Here is a 17172-nt window from a genome sequence, read left to right on the forward strand (position 1 = left end):
CACTGCATAAAATCCATTCGGAGGAATACTAATGAACCGTTCAAAAATAGTTGCCGTTATTACAGGTGCGATTTCTATATTACTAGCGATCGCCTATTTAATCATTGTCCAAATCCTTGACTACCGAGACATGAAACCTGCTCCTATTAGCCAATTGAACCCACCAGCAGTCATTGCAAAAAGCAATTCTTCTAATTTGTATTCAGAAATATAGCGATTTTGATATCAGTGAAGTACAGTTTTTTACATTTCAACCTGTAGGGGCTGGGTTTCCCTGCCCTCGATTTTATTACATCCAACAGAGAACCGCTATCAAACAAATTCTTAATCCATATCAGATTGTCAGTTGCACTACAAAACTCTCTAAAACAGTGCGTTAGGCTGGATTTGATGCACTTTAATCAACTGCATTAAACATAGTTTATAGGTTGTATTGTTTCTAATAAACAAAATAACCCCACTATGAGAGTTCGCAATCTAAAATCCCAAATTGGTGTAAGCCTGTGTCTGATTTAGCACTATACAAATATCTCCCCCGTCTTCCTGAAGCAGCACTACAAGAATTTACAGAATGGTGTGTTTTAGAGCAATCAAAAGCCGCAAGATTAGAATTTAAACCTGATCAAACTAAGTTAAAAAACTTAGCACCAACAGACTATTTAAAACAACTAATTGACCAATTCATGAAAGTCAAACCAGACCCCATTAGAGCGGGTTTAGTAGCAGTAATTGCTGGCAAAGAATCTGATAAACATAACTTGTCAGGTTTAGCAGCCATAGTTGATTTCGTTTCACTTTACGTTAAATATTTAATTCCTAAAGACGGTACTGATCCAGAGGAAGCAGAAGGGATATTAGCTAAAGCATCACAACATCAGTATGAGCAACTCACAGAAATTGCTAAAAAACATGATGTAGTTTTATAAATAACTACCATTCAGTTAAAGAACCAAAATCAATATTTATGTAGGTTGGAATAACATCAAAAAAGCTAACATCAGTTAACTGTTGCGAAATCCAGCCTACATTTTTTTGTTCAGCAATGCTTGTTATCAAGCTAGATTTTCTATTATTACGAATTACGAATTACGAATTACGAATTATTTTAATCCCCATATTTCCCTGTAAGCCACCAGTATGTATTAACAGGATGCGTCCTGGTTGAAAATATCCTTGTTGAAGTAAATCTATCACCCCATAAAACATTTTTCCCGTATATACATAATCTAGAAGTATGCCGTGTTCTTTATTGAAACTTTGACAAAACCTAATTAATTCCTCATTTACTTTTGCATAACCTCCAAAATGATAATCGCATACCAATTCCCAAGATGCAGTAAAATCAACAGGTATAGATAAATCAGAAACAAGATAATTTTGTAATAAACTGTGGATTTCCCTCGTCAAAAAATCGCCACCTTTCAATACAGGAAAGCCAATTACTCTCTGTTCTAAATTAGATGATAGGACAATACCAGCGAGAGTTGTCGCAGTTCCACAGGCTAAACAAATAGTATCAAATCCCGTTGTTGTTTTAAGTATTTCTCTGCATCCATGTACACCATTAAGGTTACAACCACCTTCAGGAATAATAAACACTTCACCAAAGCGTTGTTTTAACTCTTCCTGTAATTGATTTGTGTCGCGTTGACGGTATGTTTGGCGATTTACATAAACCAGATGCATACCCTTTTCTACCGCAAAACTCAGCGTGGGATTTAGAGGTAAAGTTTCTTCACCACGAATTACCCCAATAGTCCGAAAGCCAAACAAATTACCTGCTGCTGCTGTAGCAAAAATATGGTTAGAATAAGCGCCTCCAAAAGTGAGCAGAGTTGATAGATTTTTTGCTTTTGCCTCCAAAAGGTTATATTTCAGTTTGAACCACTTATTACCATTAACCTGTGGGTGCATCATATCCAGTCGTAATACGTATAATTCTACACCAGCATTATCGGCTATTTGACTATTAATTTGCTGTATAGGTGGAGAAAGAAAGATTGAAGACATTCAGAATATTCAGCCTTGCTAAATTACCAACTAAGAAATAAGCTGGAATATGGGAAATTGCCACACTTAATAAAACAGTATATGGCTAAAGTATTTGACTATATCACTGAAGAACTGCAAAAATTTATTGCAGCCCAACACCTATTTTTTGTAGGTTCTGCACCTCTAAGTTCAACAGGTCATGTTAACCTTTCTCCCAAAGGTTTAGAAAGCTTTCGCATCCTTTCACCGAACCGAGTGGGTTACTTAGATGTCACAGGTAGTGGGAATGAAACCTCAGCCCATTTGCTAGAAAATGGCAGAATTACATTTATGTTTTGCGCTTTTCAAGAACCACCTTGTATTTTGCGTCTTTACGGACAAGGACAAACGATTTTACCAGATTCCCCAGCATGGAATTCCCTATATTCCCTATTTTCTCCCATCTCAGGCTCTCGACAAATAATAGTTGCAGATATTGAACGTGTACAAACTTCTTGTGGGCTTGGTGTTCCACTTTATGAATATCAAGGACAAAGAGAAACTTTAGTTAATTGGGCTGATAAAAAAGGAGCAGCGGGAATTAAAGAATATCACCAGCAGAAAAATTTTGTTAGCATTGATGGCTTATTAACTCCCTTGTGTCAAGTTCATAATCAGAAGTTTATTGATTAGTAAATCATGATTATTCAAGTTCATTAAATATAGTGTTCCTAACCTGATTTGTAAAAATTCTTTTGTCTCACGCAGAGGCGCAGAGAACGCAGAGAGAATAAAGATAAAATAGATTTTTATTATTTATATGATTAACCGAGTAGGTTCTATATCTTTAAAGATGAAATTAGATTTTATAGAAATGTAAATAGCTAAAACTCGAATTTGGATATTACTTCAAATTCACCTTTTGCTGCTGTGATCCAATCTTGTATTGCAGGTAATTCCAAAATTGCCTCTACATAATTCCTAGAAATAGAATCTATCTGTACATCGTACGTTAAAAATCGCAATACAACTGGGGCAAACATAGCATCGGCAATGGTAAAATTACCAAATAAAAACTTGCCATTTGCACCAAAGCTTTGTAGACATTCTTGCCAAATACTAGTTATGCGATTAATATCTTTTTGTACACCCAAATCCCAACCTTTTCCAGGATATTTATTGCGGCAATTCATCGGCATATTTTGGCGTAACATTTGAAATCCTGAATGCATTTCAGCACTAATAGAACGTGCTAATGCCCTGGCATTTGTATTTTCTGGCCAGCAGGGTAAATGAGGAAATGTTTCTGCTAGATACTCGCAAATAGCTAAAGAGTCCCACACAGTTATATTATTGTGAAGTAATACAGGTACTTTTCCAGAGGAAGAATATTGCTGAAGTTCTGATAAAGAGTCTGAACTGTAGAGAGGAATCCGAATTTCCTCAAATTTTAATCCAAATTGCTTCATCACCAACCAAGGACGTAATGACCAAGATGAATAATTTTTATTACCAATTACCAAGGTTAGTTGCGGCATATTGTCATTATCAATAGAATTGTTAGATTAATCTAAATTATATAATAATTTGAAATTAAATCACATTAATAACTATTTTGCTATTAAAATTATTGCTGATAATTAAATTAATTATAAATTATAATACCTTGGTCAAAAAGAGTATGAAGAGAGGGCTGATGTAGTAGAGTTATAGTCTTCCAAAACAACAACTCGAAAGCCACAAACAGCCCATGTTCGATATCCTAACACTGTTGCAATGCCTGCTACCAGAAATAAAAGTGACGACTATGCGGCAGTTGAGCCAGATCATCATGGCCATGTTAGCGATGAGCGGACGAGTAACGATGTTGGGAATATCACGTTGGGCTGGAACTGGTGGTAGTTATCGGACAGTGAGGAGATTTTTTCATACAGTCATACCCTGGGCGACAGTATTCTGGGTGTTTTTTCGGCGGCATTTGTTTTGTCCAAATGATGTTTATCTGCTTGCAGGAGACGAGGTAGTAATAACTAAAGCTGGCAAAAAAACACATGGATTAGATAGGTTCTTTTCAAGTCTGTTAAGCAAGCCGATATCGGGACTATCTTTCTTTACATTATCATTAGTAAGTGTTCAAAAAAGACACTCATTTCCGATTCAGATAGAACAGGTAATAAAAAGCGATATAGAAAAAAATAATGGATCACTAATCCCAGAAGTAAAACCTCAAGAAAAACGTGGACGAGGACGACCTAAAGGAAGTAAGAACAAAAATAAAAAAGAGGTGATTTTTACATCGGAATTACTACGAATTAAGAAAATGATTAATGAATTAGTCAAATTAATAGCCAACTTTATTCCTCTTACTTACTTGGTGATGGATGGTCATTTTGGAAACAATAATGCCTTGCAAATGGCTCGACAACTGAATTTGCACATAATTTCCAAGTTACGCCACGATTCAGCATTATATATACCTTATCAACATCCTGACCCCAATCATTGTTCTCGTCGTAAATACGGAGATAAGTTAGACTGGCGTAATATTTCCCAGGAATATCTGCGCCAAACTGGTATTGAAGAAGATATCCAAACTGATACTTATCAGGCTACTTTACTGCATAAAGAATTTCCTCAGTCCCTGAATGTAGTTATTTTGGTGAAAACTAATCTCAAAACTAATGCTCGTAGTCACGTAATCCTATTCTCTAGCGACCTAACTTTATCATATGAGAAAATAATCGACTACTATAAACTGCGCTTCCAAATCGAATTTAATTTTCGAGATGCCAAGCAGTTTTGGGGATTGGAAGATTTTATGACCCAGGGTCAAACATCTGTGACTAATGCGGCTAACCTTTCTTTTTTTATGGTCAATTTATCTCACCATCTTCTAGCTCAGTTTCGTGAAGATAATCCCGGTGCCGGCATTGTTGATCTTAAGGCTTATTGTCGTGGTTTTCGCTATGTTCGGGAAATGTTAAAAATGCTTCCCGAACAACCAGAGCCTATTTTATTAGCCCAGATTTTTGCCAAGCTTACCTCTCTTGGTCGTATCTCATATCTTGCACCTTAAAATAGTAATGTCAATTCCATGACTAAGTGCTAAGGGTCGAAGTCGTTCAATGTCAAGTAATAACAAAGACAGGACTAAATGAGGAAGAAAAGTAGAGAGTGCAAGAAAAGCAGCTTTACCCCAGTCCAAAGAATCAGATAAGGAAGATGAAATATATGCCCAATATGCTAATAAATAGGCAGTCATAGACAAGATTAACCAACGATAAACCCCTAAAAGAGTGCCTTGTCCAAACTTGTCTAAACCAAAGCGATGTTTAGCAGTTTTGAACCAACCTCAAGAAAGCCAACGGCGTTTACCCCACCAAGAAATAGTGCTAGCTTTAATGGGTTTTGTAGAGATAACATATCTTTTGACAAACTGACCATTCTCGCGTTTAAAATAATACCAAGAAAGGGTAACAGGAAAATCTAATCCAACGAGTTGAACTTGTCTTCCTCGACGATGTAAAAGTTTAACAGGAGTGCCATTAATTAATTTACGATTACAACCAATACCAAGGACAGCATGATATTTAAGTTTACGAATACCGTTGAAAAATCTTTAGTGCCAAAGGCTGTATCAGCTAGAATTTTCACCTCGAATTTTTTGGTAAAATCTTTTGGTAAATTACGTACCATTCGTAGTGCCATCTGAGCAGGACTGGCTGTACCTTTACCTCTCCAGACGCGAAAATTCCAGGGTATACGCCATTTTCCAACTACCAAATATAAGATTACTATATGGAAACCTCGCCTACCATTGTAGACACTTATTAAGTTATTTAAACCTTTGAATTTACCACATTTTTCTAAAGTTGTGAGGTCAATAATCACTTGTAAAAATGCTTTTCGCCCTAATGGACAGTGACTATTAATTTGTTCAAGCGCCTGCTGGCGGAGATGATAAATGAGTTTACGAGTAGACCAATTACTAATATTCAAAAATCGACTTAATGCACTTTCGGATTTGGCTTTACTGTAATGTGGTAAAGGTTTTCCATCTGCGGCTAGAAATAATCCTAGCATTGCTTCCAAATTATCTCTTTGATAACGAGTAGGCATCAATGCTAGAATGGTGTACATTAGGTTATGGGCGTGGGCAAGAATGATTTCCATATTTCTTGCTGATTAATGTTTTCTACGCCCTTTTCTCTCATTTTTCATAAAAAAATACAAGTGTTTCTGTGCAGATGACATTATTTCTCTTTTCATATATGTCATTTGTAAATATACTGGGAGTAAATGTAGTTTATTATTTCAGTATATAAATTGTAGGTATGATTTTTAGATGTTTCTTTTGTTCTCTTATTTTCGGTTAATACTGAGGTTTTCGGTCAGGTGCAAGATGTGAGGTATTCACAATGCTTCTACAGCCGTTGAACCCTCGTAATTTGACCAAGGTATTGAAATTAACCATGAATTATCAAATCGTTAACCAGTTAAATGAAAAGCAAATTTACGAACTTGTGGAATTATACAAAAATGAATTCTGGAGCAAAGACAGAACATACCAGCGTGTTGTTAAGATGCTAGAGGCATCAGATATCATCATTGCTTTGGTAAATGATGACAAAGATTTAATTGGCTTTTGTCGCGTCCTGACTGATTTTATTTATCGAGCAACTCTTTATGATGTAATTATTAAACCTAACTATAGAAAAATGGGATTTGGTGTTAAATTATTAGATGAAGTAATTAATCATCCACAGTTGAAAGAAGTTGAAAATATTGCTCTTTTCTGTTTAACAGAAATGATACCTTTTTATGAGCGTTGGGGTTTCCAAAAAGATGTTGATGACATAAAATTAATGCGCCGTCATAACCCAGATTTTAAGGAACATAAAAATGATTATTAATCCGGATAATGTACCTTGTCGAACAACTTCGGTTTATCCAGATGTATTCAAATCTCGAATTGCAGGACGAGTCAAACAGGCTTTAGGAAATTCAGCCGGATTGAAAAATTTTGGTGTGAACTTAGTCACTCTAGCACCTGGAAGTTGTTCAGCATTAAGACACTGGCATACTCAACAAGATGAGTTTATTTATATTATTCAAGGTGAAATAACTTTAGTTACTAATGCAGGTGAGCAAATCCTCATACCGGGAATGATGGCAGCTTTCCCCGCAAAAGAAGCAGATGGACATCAACTTGTGAATAAATCTCAAGAAATAGCAATTTATTTGGAAGTTGGAGATAGAACCCCAGGAGATTTAGTATATTATCCAGATGATGATTTGATTGCTAAATCTAGTGATAATGGAGGATGGATTTTTACACATCGAGATGGTGATTTGTATAAAATTTGAATCTAAAATATAGGAAAATTAAAATTTTGCTATCAAATTTATTTAACTGGCAATCATTGATACTATTAGGAATCACTGCATATCATCAACTTGCCAACATTCAAGAAAAATCAAAAATACCACCCATAGGAAAATTAATTGATGTCGGTGGACATAAATTACATCTTTATGCTGCTGGAGAAGGAAAGATCACAATAATTTTAGATCATAGTCTGGGGGGAATAGATGGCTATTTTTTAGTAGAAGAATTAGCGAAAATTTCACGAGTTTGTATTTATGATCGAGCCGGTTATGGTTCTAGTCAATCAAGTAATAAACCTCGGACAAGTGAACAAATAGTTAAAGAATTACATATCTTGTTGCAGAAGGCAGAAATTGAACCACCTTATATATTAGTTGGTAATTCTTTTGGTAGTTATAATATGCGTCTTTATGCTCATTATTTCCCGGAAGAAGTGGTGGGGATGATTTTAACAGATGGTTTGCATGAAAAACAGATGTTAGCGATGCCATTTAGTATGCAATTATTGAAGCTATTTTTTACAGGTTCTTTTTTTATTGCTTCCTTGGGTGCAGCATTAGGAATTGTTAGGTTTTTAGGGATAATAGGCGCTTTTGAAGTTATCAAAAAAGAACTTCGTCAGTTTCCAGCGACTAAATTAAAAATCGTGAAGCGTTCTTTTTATTCTTCACGACATTGGTTGACCATGTTTCGAGAAATGTGTAGTTTAAATACCAGCGGTCATCAATTGCAAAAAGCTGATTATTTTGGAAATATGCCAATTGTTAATATCAAAGCTATTACATTTCTGAAGCTTGGGTTGGGAAGGTTTTATTTTTCAATTTCACCAGCCGATAAACTGCGAGATGCTATACAATCTAATTTGCTTTTACTTTCGACTGACTGTGAACAATTATTGACAGAAAGAAGTAGTCATTTTGTATGGATAGACGAGCCGGAAGTTATTTTGACAGCAGTGAGAAGAGTTTTAGAGAAAGTTGAAAATACAAAGTATTAATTAACGTAAATAAATACAGCATTTTCACGGTATTTGCTAAAATAACAGCTAAAAGCGATACGAGTTAACACCAGATGCTCAAGCGGTTTTGGCATTGGCTCAAAAAGATTTTTCAGAGGTTGTTTGGTAGGAAAGCAAATCCTCAACCAGCAGGGGAACAGAGGCGCTTAGAACTACCTAAACAGCCGATAGATTATGAATCTTTGTTTTTCCAACTTTTAGCGGGGTTAGATGGAGGTTGGAATAGAGGCGATGTCAAAGGTTTTTTATTAGCAAAAAACATCAAGGAAGCGGATTTTTTGGCATGGTTGCGGGGTTTTGGGGAGAGGTTGTTGGCTTCATCGGCAGAGAATGAGGAGTTAGCAAGGCGGTTGGTGAGGTTGCAGGGTATGGGGGAGTTGGGTGATGTGGGTTATGAGATTGGGGTGCGGTTGTTGGAGAGGGGAGTAACGAACCGCAGAGACGCAGAGGACACAGAGGAAGATGAATCTGCTACAGATAAGGCAAAAGTTTGGTTTAATAAAGGTTATGAGCAATACAACGCTGGGGATTTTGCAGGTGCGATCGCATCTTTTGATAAAGCTTTAGAATTCAAACCTGACTACTACGAAGTGTGGTTGATAAGGGGTGTGACGCTGTATCATTTAGGGGAATATGAACAAGCTGTTGCATTCTTCGACAAAGCTTTAGAATTTAAACCTGACTACCACGAAGTTTGGTTGATAAGGGGTGGGGCGCTGGATTATTTAGGGGAATATGAACAAGCAGTTGCTTCCTACGACAAAGCTTTAGAAATCAAACCTGACTACCACGAAGCTTGGATGCAAGCGGGGTGTGGCACTAGCTAATTTAGGGGAATATGAACAAGCAGTTGCTTCCTACGACAAAGCTTTAGAAATCAAACCTGACTACCACGAAGTTGGGAACAATCGGGGTCTGTTGTTGGTTCATTTAGGAGAATATCAAAAAGCAGTTGCATCCTTCGATAAAGCCCTAGAAATCAAACCTAATGACTACGATGCTTGGCATTACCGGGGTGTAGCACTGGGTTATTTAGGGGAATATGAACAAGCAGTTGCATCCTACAACAAAGCTTTAGAAATCAAACCTGAATACCACCAAGCTTTGAGCAACTGGGGTGTGACGCTGGGTAATTTAGGAGAATATCAAAAAGCAGTTGCATCCTTCGATAAAGCCCTAGAAATCAAACCTGACGACCACGAAGCTTGGTGCAAGCGGGGTGTGACGCTGGTTCATTTAGGGAATATCAAAAAGCAGTTGCATCCTTCGATAAAGCCCTAGAAATCAAACCTAACGACTACGATGCTTGGTGCAATCGGGGTGTAGTGCTGTGTGATCATTTCAGGCAATATGAACAAGCAGTTGCATCCTACGACAAAGCCTTACAAATCAAACCTGACAAATACGAAGCTTGGAACAACCGGGGTGTGGCGCTGGGTAATTTAGGGGAGTATGAACAAGCAGTTGCATCCTACGACAAAGCTTTAAAAATCAAACCTGATGACTACCAAGCTTGCTTCAACCGGGGTGTGACGCTGGGTTATTTAGGAGAATATGAACAAGCTGTTGCTTCCTACGACAAAGTATTAGAATTCAAACCTGACTACTATGATGCTTGGTACAACCGGGGAATTTTGCTTTGTGATAATTTAGGAAGATATGAACAAGCTGTTGCATCTTTTAATAAAGCCTTAGAAATCAAACCTGACTACTACGACGCTTGGTGCAACCGAGGTGTGGCGCTGGATCATTTAGGGGAATATGAACAAGCAGTTGCTTCCTACGACAAAGCTTTAGAAATCAAACCTGACGACCACGAAACTTGGTGCAAGCGGGGTGTGACACTGGATCATTTAGGGGAATATGAACAAGCCGTTGCATCCTACGATAAAGCTTTAAAATTTAAACCTGACTACCACAAAGCTTGGTACGGACGGGGTGTGACACTGGATCATTTAGGGGAAAATGAACAAGCCGTTGCATCCTACAACAAAGCTTTAGAATTTAAACCTGACTACCACGAAGTTTGGAACAGCCGGGGTAATGCACTGAATAATTTAGGAGAATATGAACAAGCAGTTGCATCCTACGATAAAGCCTTAGAAATCAAACCTGACTACTACGACGCTTGGTGCAACCGGGGTGTGGCGCTAGATCATTTAGGGGAATATGAACAAGCAGTTACTTCCTACGACAAAGCTTTAGAATTCAAACCTGACAAATACGAAGCTTGGTGCAACCGGGGTGTAGTGCTGTGTGATTTAGGGGAATATGAACAAGCTGTTGCATCCTACGACAAAGCTTTAGAAATTAAACCTGACCTCCACGAAGTTTGGATAAATAGAGGAATTGCATCTGGAAATTCAGTGAGTTGTGACCCTTTCCTAAGTCTATCAAGCACTATTGCCAGAAACAATCCTGACCTTGATAAGCGTGGTTATCATGGAGTATTGGCAAGCTATGAGGAAGGGTTCAAATATTGCCACCAAGATACACACCCCGAAGGTTGGGGTTTGTTACATCAAGCAATTGGTATTGCTAATTATGTCCAAGGACAGAAAGATTTCCGCCCTCGCACCTATTGGTTCAAAGCAGTTAAAAGTTATAATCAGGCACTAAAAACCCTGACAGCATCAGATTTTCCTGAATTTCATTTAAAGGTTTTACACGACTTGATTAATGTCCGGTTGCATGTGGGTGAAATCGCCAAAATTGAAGAACTCCAACGACAAGGAACTGATGTTTTAAGATGTTTGCTGAATGAATGTCAAAGTCCAGGGAAGAAAAAACAACTGGCTTTAAAATTTGCAGGTTTTCAACAATTTACAGTTGATTTAGCTGTGCAGTCTGGTAACTGGTGTGCAGCGTTAGAGTTAGCAGAAGCAGGGAAAAATGCTTGTTTAAGTTGGCTTTTAGATGGTTGGAGTGATGAGTCACCCAAATTAGCAGAAATTCAACAATTACTAAATACCAAGACTGCTATAGTTTACTGGCATCTCAGCCCCTACGCCCTCCACACTTTCATTCTTACTCACAATAACCAACCCATTATTCTTACTTCTTCCCAATCTCCAGCGCAACGCTTACAGGATTTTGAAAAATGGGCAAAAACCTGGAATGAAGAATACAGTAATTATCGTAAAGGTAAAGATAATGAAGGTGAAAAAATCACGACTTGGCGAGATAATTTACCCTCAATGTTGCAGCAATTGGGCGAAATTTTAGATATTGGGTATATTGTCAATGTTATTAATGACCTAACCCCCCAACCCCCTTCCCTACAAGGGAATGGGGAGAATATAGAAGGAGATTTTATTAGTTTTAAAGATGATTCTTGTTCCCCTCTTCTTGCAGTAGAGGGGTTAGGGGAGAGGTCAATTCAAAATCTGATTTTAATTCCCCACCGTGATTTACACTGTTTCCCTATCCATGCACTGTTTCCTAATAATTTCACTATCATCTATTTACCAAGTGCGAAAACTGGCATTAGTTTAAAAACATTAAAATCAACAAATTTAGAAAAAATTCGTGAAATCAATGTAGGGGCAATTCATAAATTGCCCCTACTGAGTGTAGAACATCCTGATAGTAAAGATTTTGGTATCTTATCCCATGCAGAAATTGAAGTCGCGGCAATTGCTAAAATATTCCAAGTACCTACAGAACGACGAATAGGAGAAGCAGAAGCCACAAAACAAGCAATTCAAACAGCCTTAATTAACAATTCTGGGATATTTCACTTTACAGGACATAGTTTTTATAATTTCCACCATCCCAAACAATCAGCCTTAGCATTAAGCGGTGAAGATTTATTAACTCTAGAAGAAATTTGTAACATTGAAAATTTTGGTTATTATCAATTAGTCACCCTGTCATCGTGTGAAACTGCAATTGCAAGCAATCAAACTATTACGGCTGAATATGTAGGTTTAGTTAGCGGCTTTCTTTTTCAAGGTGTTGCTAATGTAGTCAGTACATTATGGACTGTCACTGATGATTCTAGTAGCTTTTTGATGATTTATTTTTACTGGCAACTGAAAAAAGGTAAATCTCCTACCATTGCACTCAAAAAAGCTCAAAATTGGTTGCGTAATTTAACTTTTTTAAGACTAGAAAAAATTTATCGCGTCATCTTATCCAATTTACCAGAAAATGATCAAACTATCCGTCCTTTTATTAGAAGGAAGTTATATCAAATCAGTATCATGGAAGATATAGAAAAGCAGAAAAAGCCTTATATACATCCTTATTATTGGGCTGGGTTTATAATTACTGGGTTTTAAATTTATTGTACATTTAATTTGTATATCAAGGATGGTTAAGATGCTCACCTCACAAGAGTTGTAAATAGAAAAATTTAGGACTTATGCAACTCGTCTATTAATCAGGTGCGTTAGATGTCAAAAATCTGTTGAGAATAATTAATTTATCGGTCTGACACACCCTACAAGAGATCTTAAATCTGAGACTTGCATAAGTTCTAAAACTATAGGAAAATTACATTATCTAACCAACTGCATAATCAGTAAATTGACGCTTAAAAGGTGAATGGAATCCAATCACAATATCTTGTTTAGGAATTCCTAAATTTGCTAATTCTTCTCCAATTTCATATTCTGTACCGTTATGTTGTAACCAAACTTTACCATCTTTAATATCAATATGTAAAAAACAGCCATAAATACGACGGTCATTTTTCCAACCCACATTCATCAATTGATAATGGTTATGTTCAGTATCAAATACTATCTGAGTTTCAACATCTTGATTAGAATTCCCTATTTCAGCATACTCACGCAACAGTTTTTGTACAATTTCTCGATATTTTATTAATTTATCCATTGCACAATTTCCTCTGTTTTTGTATGATAAACTATTAATTTAAGTTGATGAATATGGATGATATTTTGTACCAGTCGAATCGTAAAAAATGAACTGTAAGCATCAATAGGTACAGCTAAATATAGTATACGTTCCGGCTCTTGTTCCGATAAAGCCAAGCGATAATTAATAAACTGTCCTAATGCTGTATGAAATTCAGAAATTGCTGATGTTCGCACAAAGCTTTTAACTTCAACCGCAATTTTTTCTTCACCTCTTTCTGCTGCAAAAATCTTTTCTGCACCCAAATCAATATACATATCTCCCAACTCAAAACTCACAGGAAGTGGATCATGAGTGATTATCCATCCATCAGCTACTAAGGCTCGTTTAACCGTATCATGAAATAAATCTCTTGCTGGCATAATTATAGCAAATTTTGATTAATTAGACTCAAAAGGTGTAAAATAAAGTTTAGTCTTGAGTAACCATTTCTACTGGACTGACTAGCTAAATTTACCATGAAACCTAACGATATAATTCATCTTACAGCCTTTTTAACTGCTCTTGCAAAGCTAAATGAACCTTTACCAGAAGATATCCAAATGCAGCTAAATGATGTTGGTAAAGCCATTGCCGCAGATACAAATAATATCTATAATTTGGATGCTATAGCCGAAAGCTATCCAACTTTAGATAAAATCTATCAAGCTGAATTAGCTGTAATTGATAGTAATATTAGTCAACGCAATAAGGGATTAGAACCGGATACTTTACCTACCGAACCTACCAAGGAATTGACAAATGCTGCAATTAATAGTTTTAATCATCCTAATTCTGTAGAAGCTGTGAAGCAAGCTGTTAATTCCAATCTCTTGGAACAAGTAAGAGCATTTATTACTGGTAAAAAAACAAATGGCTGAACAAATTATTTATCCTAGTATTGATTTATTCCTATATGATTTGAAAGATGGTTTAGGTGAAACTGAAACCCAAATTAATCAAAATTGTCAAGATTTTTGTCGTAAAATATATAGTGATGTTGATGCAAAGGAATTTCAACAAAGATTCAACCAGTTATTGAAATATAAAAGTTTTGATACTGAAGTTGTTGAATTATTAGAAACTAGAACTAGAAAGTTTAATTCTCCTTTGGATGGTTATTACTATCCTTTACAAATTAGTGATACTTATGCCCTGCAAGTTGACTATTCTGGTAAATTGGATGCTAATGGTAAAATTAATGATATTGAACAAAATTTTGATGATCAACCATTCGCTAAATTAAAACAAGAAATTAATCAACTTCTTTCACAACAAACGGGAACAATTGGGCAAACTTGGTTACTATGGGGAAAATTAACTAGTGCCAAAACAGAAGTAGAAATTGAGGATATTGCCCAAAAATGTTATACACAAGTTGTCAGCGATTACAACTGGCAGCGCGATTTTATCGGTAAGGGTAAATTAGGGGAAGGAACAATATTTGAATTATGGTATTGTCCTCAAAATTTAGGTGTGGAAGGTAAGGAATTTTGGGATAAATTTAGCCAATTAAACCATCATGTTTTGATTTGGTTGTTTCCTGAAACCACTACCCCAGATGAGATGAGGAAACAAGCGCAAAGTGTTTATCAAGATTTTCTGCGATTATGGGAATACCGACATAAGATAGTTTGGTCATATTATCAAAGTCGTTATCAGAAAAAAATTCTCAAAAAAGAATATATTGATGTTCAACCTTCTATTCAACAAGCAAGTCAGTTAACTAGGCTGCTAAAAAATAATAATTTAAAGTTAAGTGATTTACAAACAACTCTGACAAACAATTTAATTAATTTATCTGATTATACGATTGCTTTAAACTATTTAGAAAATCAAAATCGCACTATTCATTTAAATTTAGAAAACTATAAATTTCGGTTGACTGATATTGAGAAAAAATATCCAGGTAGCGATTTAGAATTTCTCAGAAAATTTAGTGAAGGTGAAGTCTATGCCGAAAAATATCAACGTCAAGTAGAAGCAGATTTAGCTAATCTTAGCCCTGGATTAACTTTACTGCAAAATCTCAATAGCACTATCCAAGGGATTATAGACTTAGAACAAACGAAAAGCGATCGCACACTCAATACTACCATAGCGATCGCAGGTATCGGACTAGCAACCAGCCAAATCGCTTCCTCTGTCTTGGTTTCTCAATTTCCACCACCACCAGAAACCCCATTTATCATCACCCCACCTTTTTACATCAGCGTTGTAACCGGAGTGATTGTCAGTATAATAGCCTGGATATTATTGCCCAAAATTCATCGCTAACTATTTTCTTTATAAACTGTATTCCCTGTCAGAGACAGGGAACAAGAAATTAAGAAGCTTCAGTTTTTTCTTTACCTGTATTCAAAGTTACAACATCTTGCAACCTCGAAATCACAAAAGACTTCTCTAAATAAGACAACAAACCTCCGGCTTTTGGACCCCGTTCTTTATTTAAAAACGATAGATACAAAGCCTTAAAAGCATTAGCTTGTTGAATCTGCAACTCCTTAGTAGTTGAGAAAATCAAAGTTTGTAATTCCTCAGCTTCCCAGTTAGAAATATTCTGCAAATTCTCTACCAATCTTTGCAAATAAGCAACCTGTTCCTCATTTAACTCATTGGCTTTATCTGGTACTTGTTCCAAATAGAGAACTAACTTTTCTTCCTCATCTGCATAGTCTTGTAACCACAATTGAGCAGCAGCAATTCTTTGATTAACAATCTGCTGATCATACTCATTTAAAGGCTTTTGACTACGTTGTTTAACCTCTTCTTGAATATTCAAACGAGGAACTTGCAACAAAGAAATCAGCGTACTAAAATCGAAAGGTTGGAAAGTTTTAACTTCGTCTCCTAATTGCGCGTAAAATAACGGCATTAATTCCTCAGTTAATTCAGCAGCATTGGGATACTTATTTATTAAAGTATCATAGTCTCTGAATAAACGAGTAACTGTTTCATAATTAGGTGCAAAATTGATGACTGACCTTGGTTGAGTCCGCAACATCAAAAAGCGCAATAACTCAGGAGGAAGTAAAGCCGCAATTTCCTTTGCACTAGAACCAACTCCTTTAGAAGAACTCATTTTTGTGCCATTCACAAGAATAAATTCATAGGGAGAATGGAAAGGAGGTTGCTTTTGTAAAACCTTACGAGAAATAGCATTTGCCACATCTCTAGAACCACCTTTTTGAGAGTGGTCTTTACCTGCCATTTCGATAGTTACACCCAATACATCCCACTTAGCAACCCATTCAACTTTCCAAGGTAATTTACCATTACCATCAAAAGGAGAAACCCAACCCGAATGACCACAACCTTTTACATAATCAGTTGCGTCTGGTTTACAAGTGTAAAAAACTTCTGAACCGTTGTAATCTGTAGTTACAGTTGTGGCAATTTTGCCGCAATTTTCACAAACAACTTGAAAAGGATACCAATTATTGGGACGGTCTGCTTTACTTACCTCTTTATATGCTTCTCTGACGAGGTGAGCATTTTTCAAGAAAGTGTCGATATAGGAATTTAGTTTTCCAGTGCGATATAAATCCCGTAAAAAATAAGTCTCTGGTTTAATTCCTAAATACTCAAAAACCTCAAAAAATTCGCCAATGAAATACTTAGCGTAATCACTAGCTGTATCTTCTGGAGATGGAACATTACACAACGGAAAACCAAGATAAGGCGCAAACTTTTCTTGGTCTAAATATTTAGGAACAGTATCCAATGCGTCATAATCATCCACACCGTACAAGAATTTCACGGGCTTACCTGCGTGTTTCAAGGCACGGTAAATAACGTCATGGATAACCACACCCCGCAAAGACCCTACGTGTACTCTACCTGAAGGAGTCTTGGAATCATTAACTACCTGGTAGCCTTGTGCATCAGCAGCGATTTTATCAGCCCAAAACATTTGCCATATTTATTTTCA

The 17172-nt window shown here is 36.4% G+C and carries 18 protein-coding genes; 12 read left to right on the forward strand and 6 right to left on the reverse strand.

Going from position 1 to position 17172, the window contains the following annotated elements; all coding sequences use genetic code 11:
- Positions 1-31: 31 nt before the first annotated feature.
- On the forward strand, positions 32-214 hold the full coding sequence (locus ACOWPH_RS08970) for a hypothetical protein (RefSeq protein WP_015215052.1): 183 nt from the start codon (positions 32-34) through the stop codon (positions 212-214).
- A gap of 289 nt (positions 215-503) precedes the next feature.
- On the forward strand, positions 504-926 hold the full coding sequence (locus ACOWPH_RS08975) for a hypothetical protein (RefSeq protein ID WP_015215053.1): 423 nt from the start codon (positions 504-506) through the stop codon (positions 924-926).
- Positions 927-1086: 160 nt separating this feature from the next.
- Here ACOWPH_RS08975 and ACOWPH_RS08980 read toward each other — a convergent pair whose 3' ends face one another.
- On the reverse strand, positions 1087-2010 hold the full coding sequence (locus ACOWPH_RS08980; protein WP_015215054.1) for a 1-aminocyclopropane-1-carboxylate deaminase/D-cysteine desulfhydrase: 924 nt from the start codon (positions 2008-2010) through the stop codon (positions 1087-1089).
- A gap of 81 nt (positions 2011-2091) precedes the next feature.
- On the opposite strand from ACOWPH_RS08980, the gene ACOWPH_RS08985 reads away from it, so the two are divergent.
- Positions 2092-2664 carry a pyridoxamine 5'-phosphate oxidase family protein gene (locus ACOWPH_RS08985; protein ID WP_015215055.1) on the forward strand — a complete coding sequence of 191 codons (573 nt, stop codon included), beginning with the start codon at positions 2092-2094 and terminating at the stop codon, positions 2662-2664.
- Positions 2665-2855: 191 nt separating this feature from the next.
- On the opposite strand, the gene ACOWPH_RS08990 is transcribed toward ACOWPH_RS08985, so the two are convergent.
- Complete coding sequence (locus ACOWPH_RS08990) at positions 2856-3509, reverse strand: glutathione S-transferase family protein (protein ID WP_015215056.1); 654 nt, start codon at positions 3507-3509, stop codon at positions 2856-2858.
- A 212-nt stretch (positions 3510-3721) separates the two neighbouring features.
- On the opposite strand from ACOWPH_RS08990, the gene ACOWPH_RS08995 reads away from it, so the two are divergent.
- A complete protein-coding gene (locus ACOWPH_RS08995; protein ID WP_015215057.1) occupies positions 3722-5047 on the forward strand; it encodes an IS4 family transposase in 1326 nt (441 codons plus the stop codon).
- A 473-nt stretch (positions 5048-5520) separates the two neighbouring features.
- Here ACOWPH_RS08995 and ACOWPH_RS09000 read toward each other — a convergent pair whose 3' ends face one another.
- A complete protein-coding gene (locus ACOWPH_RS09000) occupies positions 5521-6144 on the reverse strand; it encodes a transposase (protein ID WP_216087734.1) in 624 nt (207 codons plus the stop codon).
- Between the two features lie 299 nt (positions 6145-6443).
- Between ACOWPH_RS09000 and ACOWPH_RS09005 the strand changes: the two genes are divergently transcribed.
- The 6 genes from ACOWPH_RS09005 to ACOWPH_RS09030 all read left to right on the forward strand — a co-directional run bounded on the left by ACOWPH_RS09005 (position 6444) and on the right by ACOWPH_RS09030 (position 12661).
- Positions 6444-6884 carry a GNAT family N-acetyltransferase gene (locus tag ACOWPH_RS09005; RefSeq protein WP_042465041.1) on the forward strand — a complete coding sequence of 147 codons (441 nt, stop codon included), beginning with the start codon at positions 6444-6446 and terminating at the stop codon, positions 6882-6884.
- Positions 6874-7338: a cupin domain-containing protein gene (locus ACOWPH_RS09010; RefSeq protein ID WP_015215059.1), complete on the forward strand. Its 465-nt coding sequence runs from the start codon at positions 6874-6876 to the stop codon at positions 7336-7338. Before ACOWPH_RS09005 ends, ACOWPH_RS09010 begins: the two co-directional genes overlap by 11 nt.
- A gap of 26 nt (positions 7339-7364) precedes the next feature.
- The gene (locus ACOWPH_RS09015; RefSeq protein WP_015215060.1) at positions 7365-8357 is read left to right on the forward strand and encodes an alpha/beta fold hydrolase; all 993 of its coding nucleotides are present in this window, start codon (positions 7365-7367) and stop codon (positions 8355-8357) included.
- A gap of 74 nt (positions 8358-8431) precedes the next feature.
- Positions 8432-9205 (forward strand): tetratricopeptide repeat protein, encoded by a 774-nt coding sequence (locus tag ACOWPH_RS09020; protein ID WP_422665713.1) that lies wholly within the window; start codon positions 8432-8434, stop codon positions 9203-9205.
- Positions 9192-9659, forward strand: coding sequence for a tetratricopeptide repeat protein (locus tag ACOWPH_RS09025; protein WP_422665714.1), 468 nt, complete (start codon positions 9192-9194; stop codon positions 9657-9659). The genes ACOWPH_RS09020 and ACOWPH_RS09025 overlap by 14 nt, the downstream gene beginning before the upstream one ends.
- Entirely contained in the window at positions 9587-12661 is a 3075-nt protein-coding gene (locus ACOWPH_RS09030) for a CHAT domain-containing protein (RefSeq protein WP_422665715.1), read from the forward strand. Before ACOWPH_RS09025 ends, ACOWPH_RS09030 begins: the two co-directional genes overlap by 73 nt.
- A 223-nt stretch (positions 12662-12884) precedes the next feature.
- Here ACOWPH_RS09030 and ACOWPH_RS09035 read toward each other — a convergent pair whose 3' ends face one another.
- A complete protein-coding gene (locus ACOWPH_RS09035) occupies positions 12885-13220 on the reverse strand; it encodes a XisI protein (RefSeq protein WP_015215062.1) in 336 nt (111 codons plus the stop codon).
- Positions 13208-13624 carry an element excision factor XisH family protein gene (locus ACOWPH_RS09040; RefSeq protein ID WP_015215063.1) on the reverse strand — a complete coding sequence of 139 codons (417 nt, stop codon included), beginning with the start codon at positions 13622-13624 and terminating at the stop codon, positions 13208-13210. The genes ACOWPH_RS09035 and ACOWPH_RS09040 overlap by 13 nt, the downstream gene beginning before the upstream one ends.
- Before the next feature lie 96 nt (positions 13625-13720).
- Between ACOWPH_RS09040 and ACOWPH_RS09045 the strand changes: the two genes are divergently transcribed.
- A complete protein-coding gene (locus ACOWPH_RS09045; RefSeq protein WP_015215064.1) occupies positions 13721-14122 on the forward strand; it encodes a hypothetical protein in 402 nt (133 codons plus the stop codon).
- A complete protein-coding gene (locus tag ACOWPH_RS09050) occupies positions 14115-15518 on the forward strand; it encodes a hypothetical protein (protein WP_015215065.1) in 1404 nt (467 codons plus the stop codon). Before ACOWPH_RS09045 ends, ACOWPH_RS09050 begins: the two co-directional genes overlap by 8 nt.
- A gap of 49 nt (positions 15519-15567) precedes the next feature.
- Here the strand turns inward: ACOWPH_RS09050 and lysS are convergent, their stop codons facing one another.
- The gene (gene lysS, locus ACOWPH_RS09055) at positions 15568-17154 is read right to left on the reverse strand and encodes a lysine--tRNA ligase (protein WP_015215066.1); all 1587 of its coding nucleotides are present in this window, start codon (positions 17152-17154) and stop codon (positions 15568-15570) included.
- Between the last annotated feature and the right edge of the window lie 18 nt (positions 17155-17172).

Origin of the sequence: Anabaena sp. PCC 7938, from assembly GCF_049315035.1 — a bacterium.
Classification (GTDB): Bacteria; Cyanobacteriota; Cyanobacteriia; order Cyanobacteriales; family Nostocaceae; genus Anabaena; species Anabaena cylindrica.

Excerpts from the sequence above, each read along its gene's own strand:
- ACOWPH_RS09000 (WP_216087734.1), bottom strand. The coding sequence starts at position 6,144 with ATGGAAATCATTCTTGCCCACGCCCATAACCTAATGTACACCATTCTA.
- ACOWPH_RS08985 (WP_015215055.1), top strand. The coding sequence starts at position 2,092 with ATGGCTAAAGTATTTGACTATATCACTGAAGAACTGCAAAAATTTATT.
- ACOWPH_RS08990 (WP_015215056.1), bottom strand. The coding sequence starts at position 3,509 with ATGCCGCAACTAACCTTGGTAATTGGTAATAAAAATTATTCATCTTGG.
- ACOWPH_RS09010 (WP_015215059.1), top strand. The coding sequence starts at position 6,874 with ATGATTATTAATCCGGATAATGTACCTTGTCGAACAACTTCGGTTTAT.
- ACOWPH_RS09020 (WP_422665713.1), top strand. The coding sequence starts at position 8,432 with ATGCTCAAGCGGTTTTGGCATTGGCTCAAAAAGATTTTTCAGAGGTTG.
- ACOWPH_RS08995 (WP_015215057.1), top strand. The coding sequence starts at position 3,722 with ATGTTCGATATCCTAACACTGTTGCAATGCCTGCTACCAGAAATAAAA.
- ACOWPH_RS09040 (WP_015215063.1), bottom strand. The coding sequence starts at position 13,624 with ATGCCAGCAAGAGATTTATTTCATGATACGGTTAAACGAGCCTTAGTA.
- lysS (WP_015215066.1), bottom strand. The coding sequence starts at position 17,154 with ATGTTTTGGGCTGATAAAATCGCTGCTGATGCACAAGGCTACCAGGTA.
- ACOWPH_RS09050 (WP_015215065.1), top strand. The coding sequence starts at position 14,115 with ATGGCTGAACAAATTATTTATCCTAGTATTGATTTATTCCTATATGAT.
- ACOWPH_RS09005 (WP_042465041.1), top strand. The coding sequence starts at position 6,444 with ATGAATTATCAAATCGTTAACCAGTTAAATGAAAAGCAAATTTACGAA.
- ACOWPH_RS08970 (WP_015215052.1), top strand. The coding sequence starts at position 32 with ATGAACCGTTCAAAAATAGTTGCCGTTATTACAGGTGCGATTTCTATA.
- ACOWPH_RS09045 (WP_015215064.1), top strand. The coding sequence starts at position 13,721 with ATGAAACCTAACGATATAATTCATCTTACAGCCTTTTTAACTGCTCTT.
- ACOWPH_RS09035 (WP_015215062.1), bottom strand. The coding sequence starts at position 13,220 with ATGGATAAATTAATAAAATATCGAGAAATTGTACAAAAACTGTTGCGT.
- ACOWPH_RS08980 (WP_015215054.1), bottom strand. The coding sequence starts at position 2,010 with ATGTCTTCAATCTTTCTTTCTCCACCTATACAGCAAATTAATAGTCAA.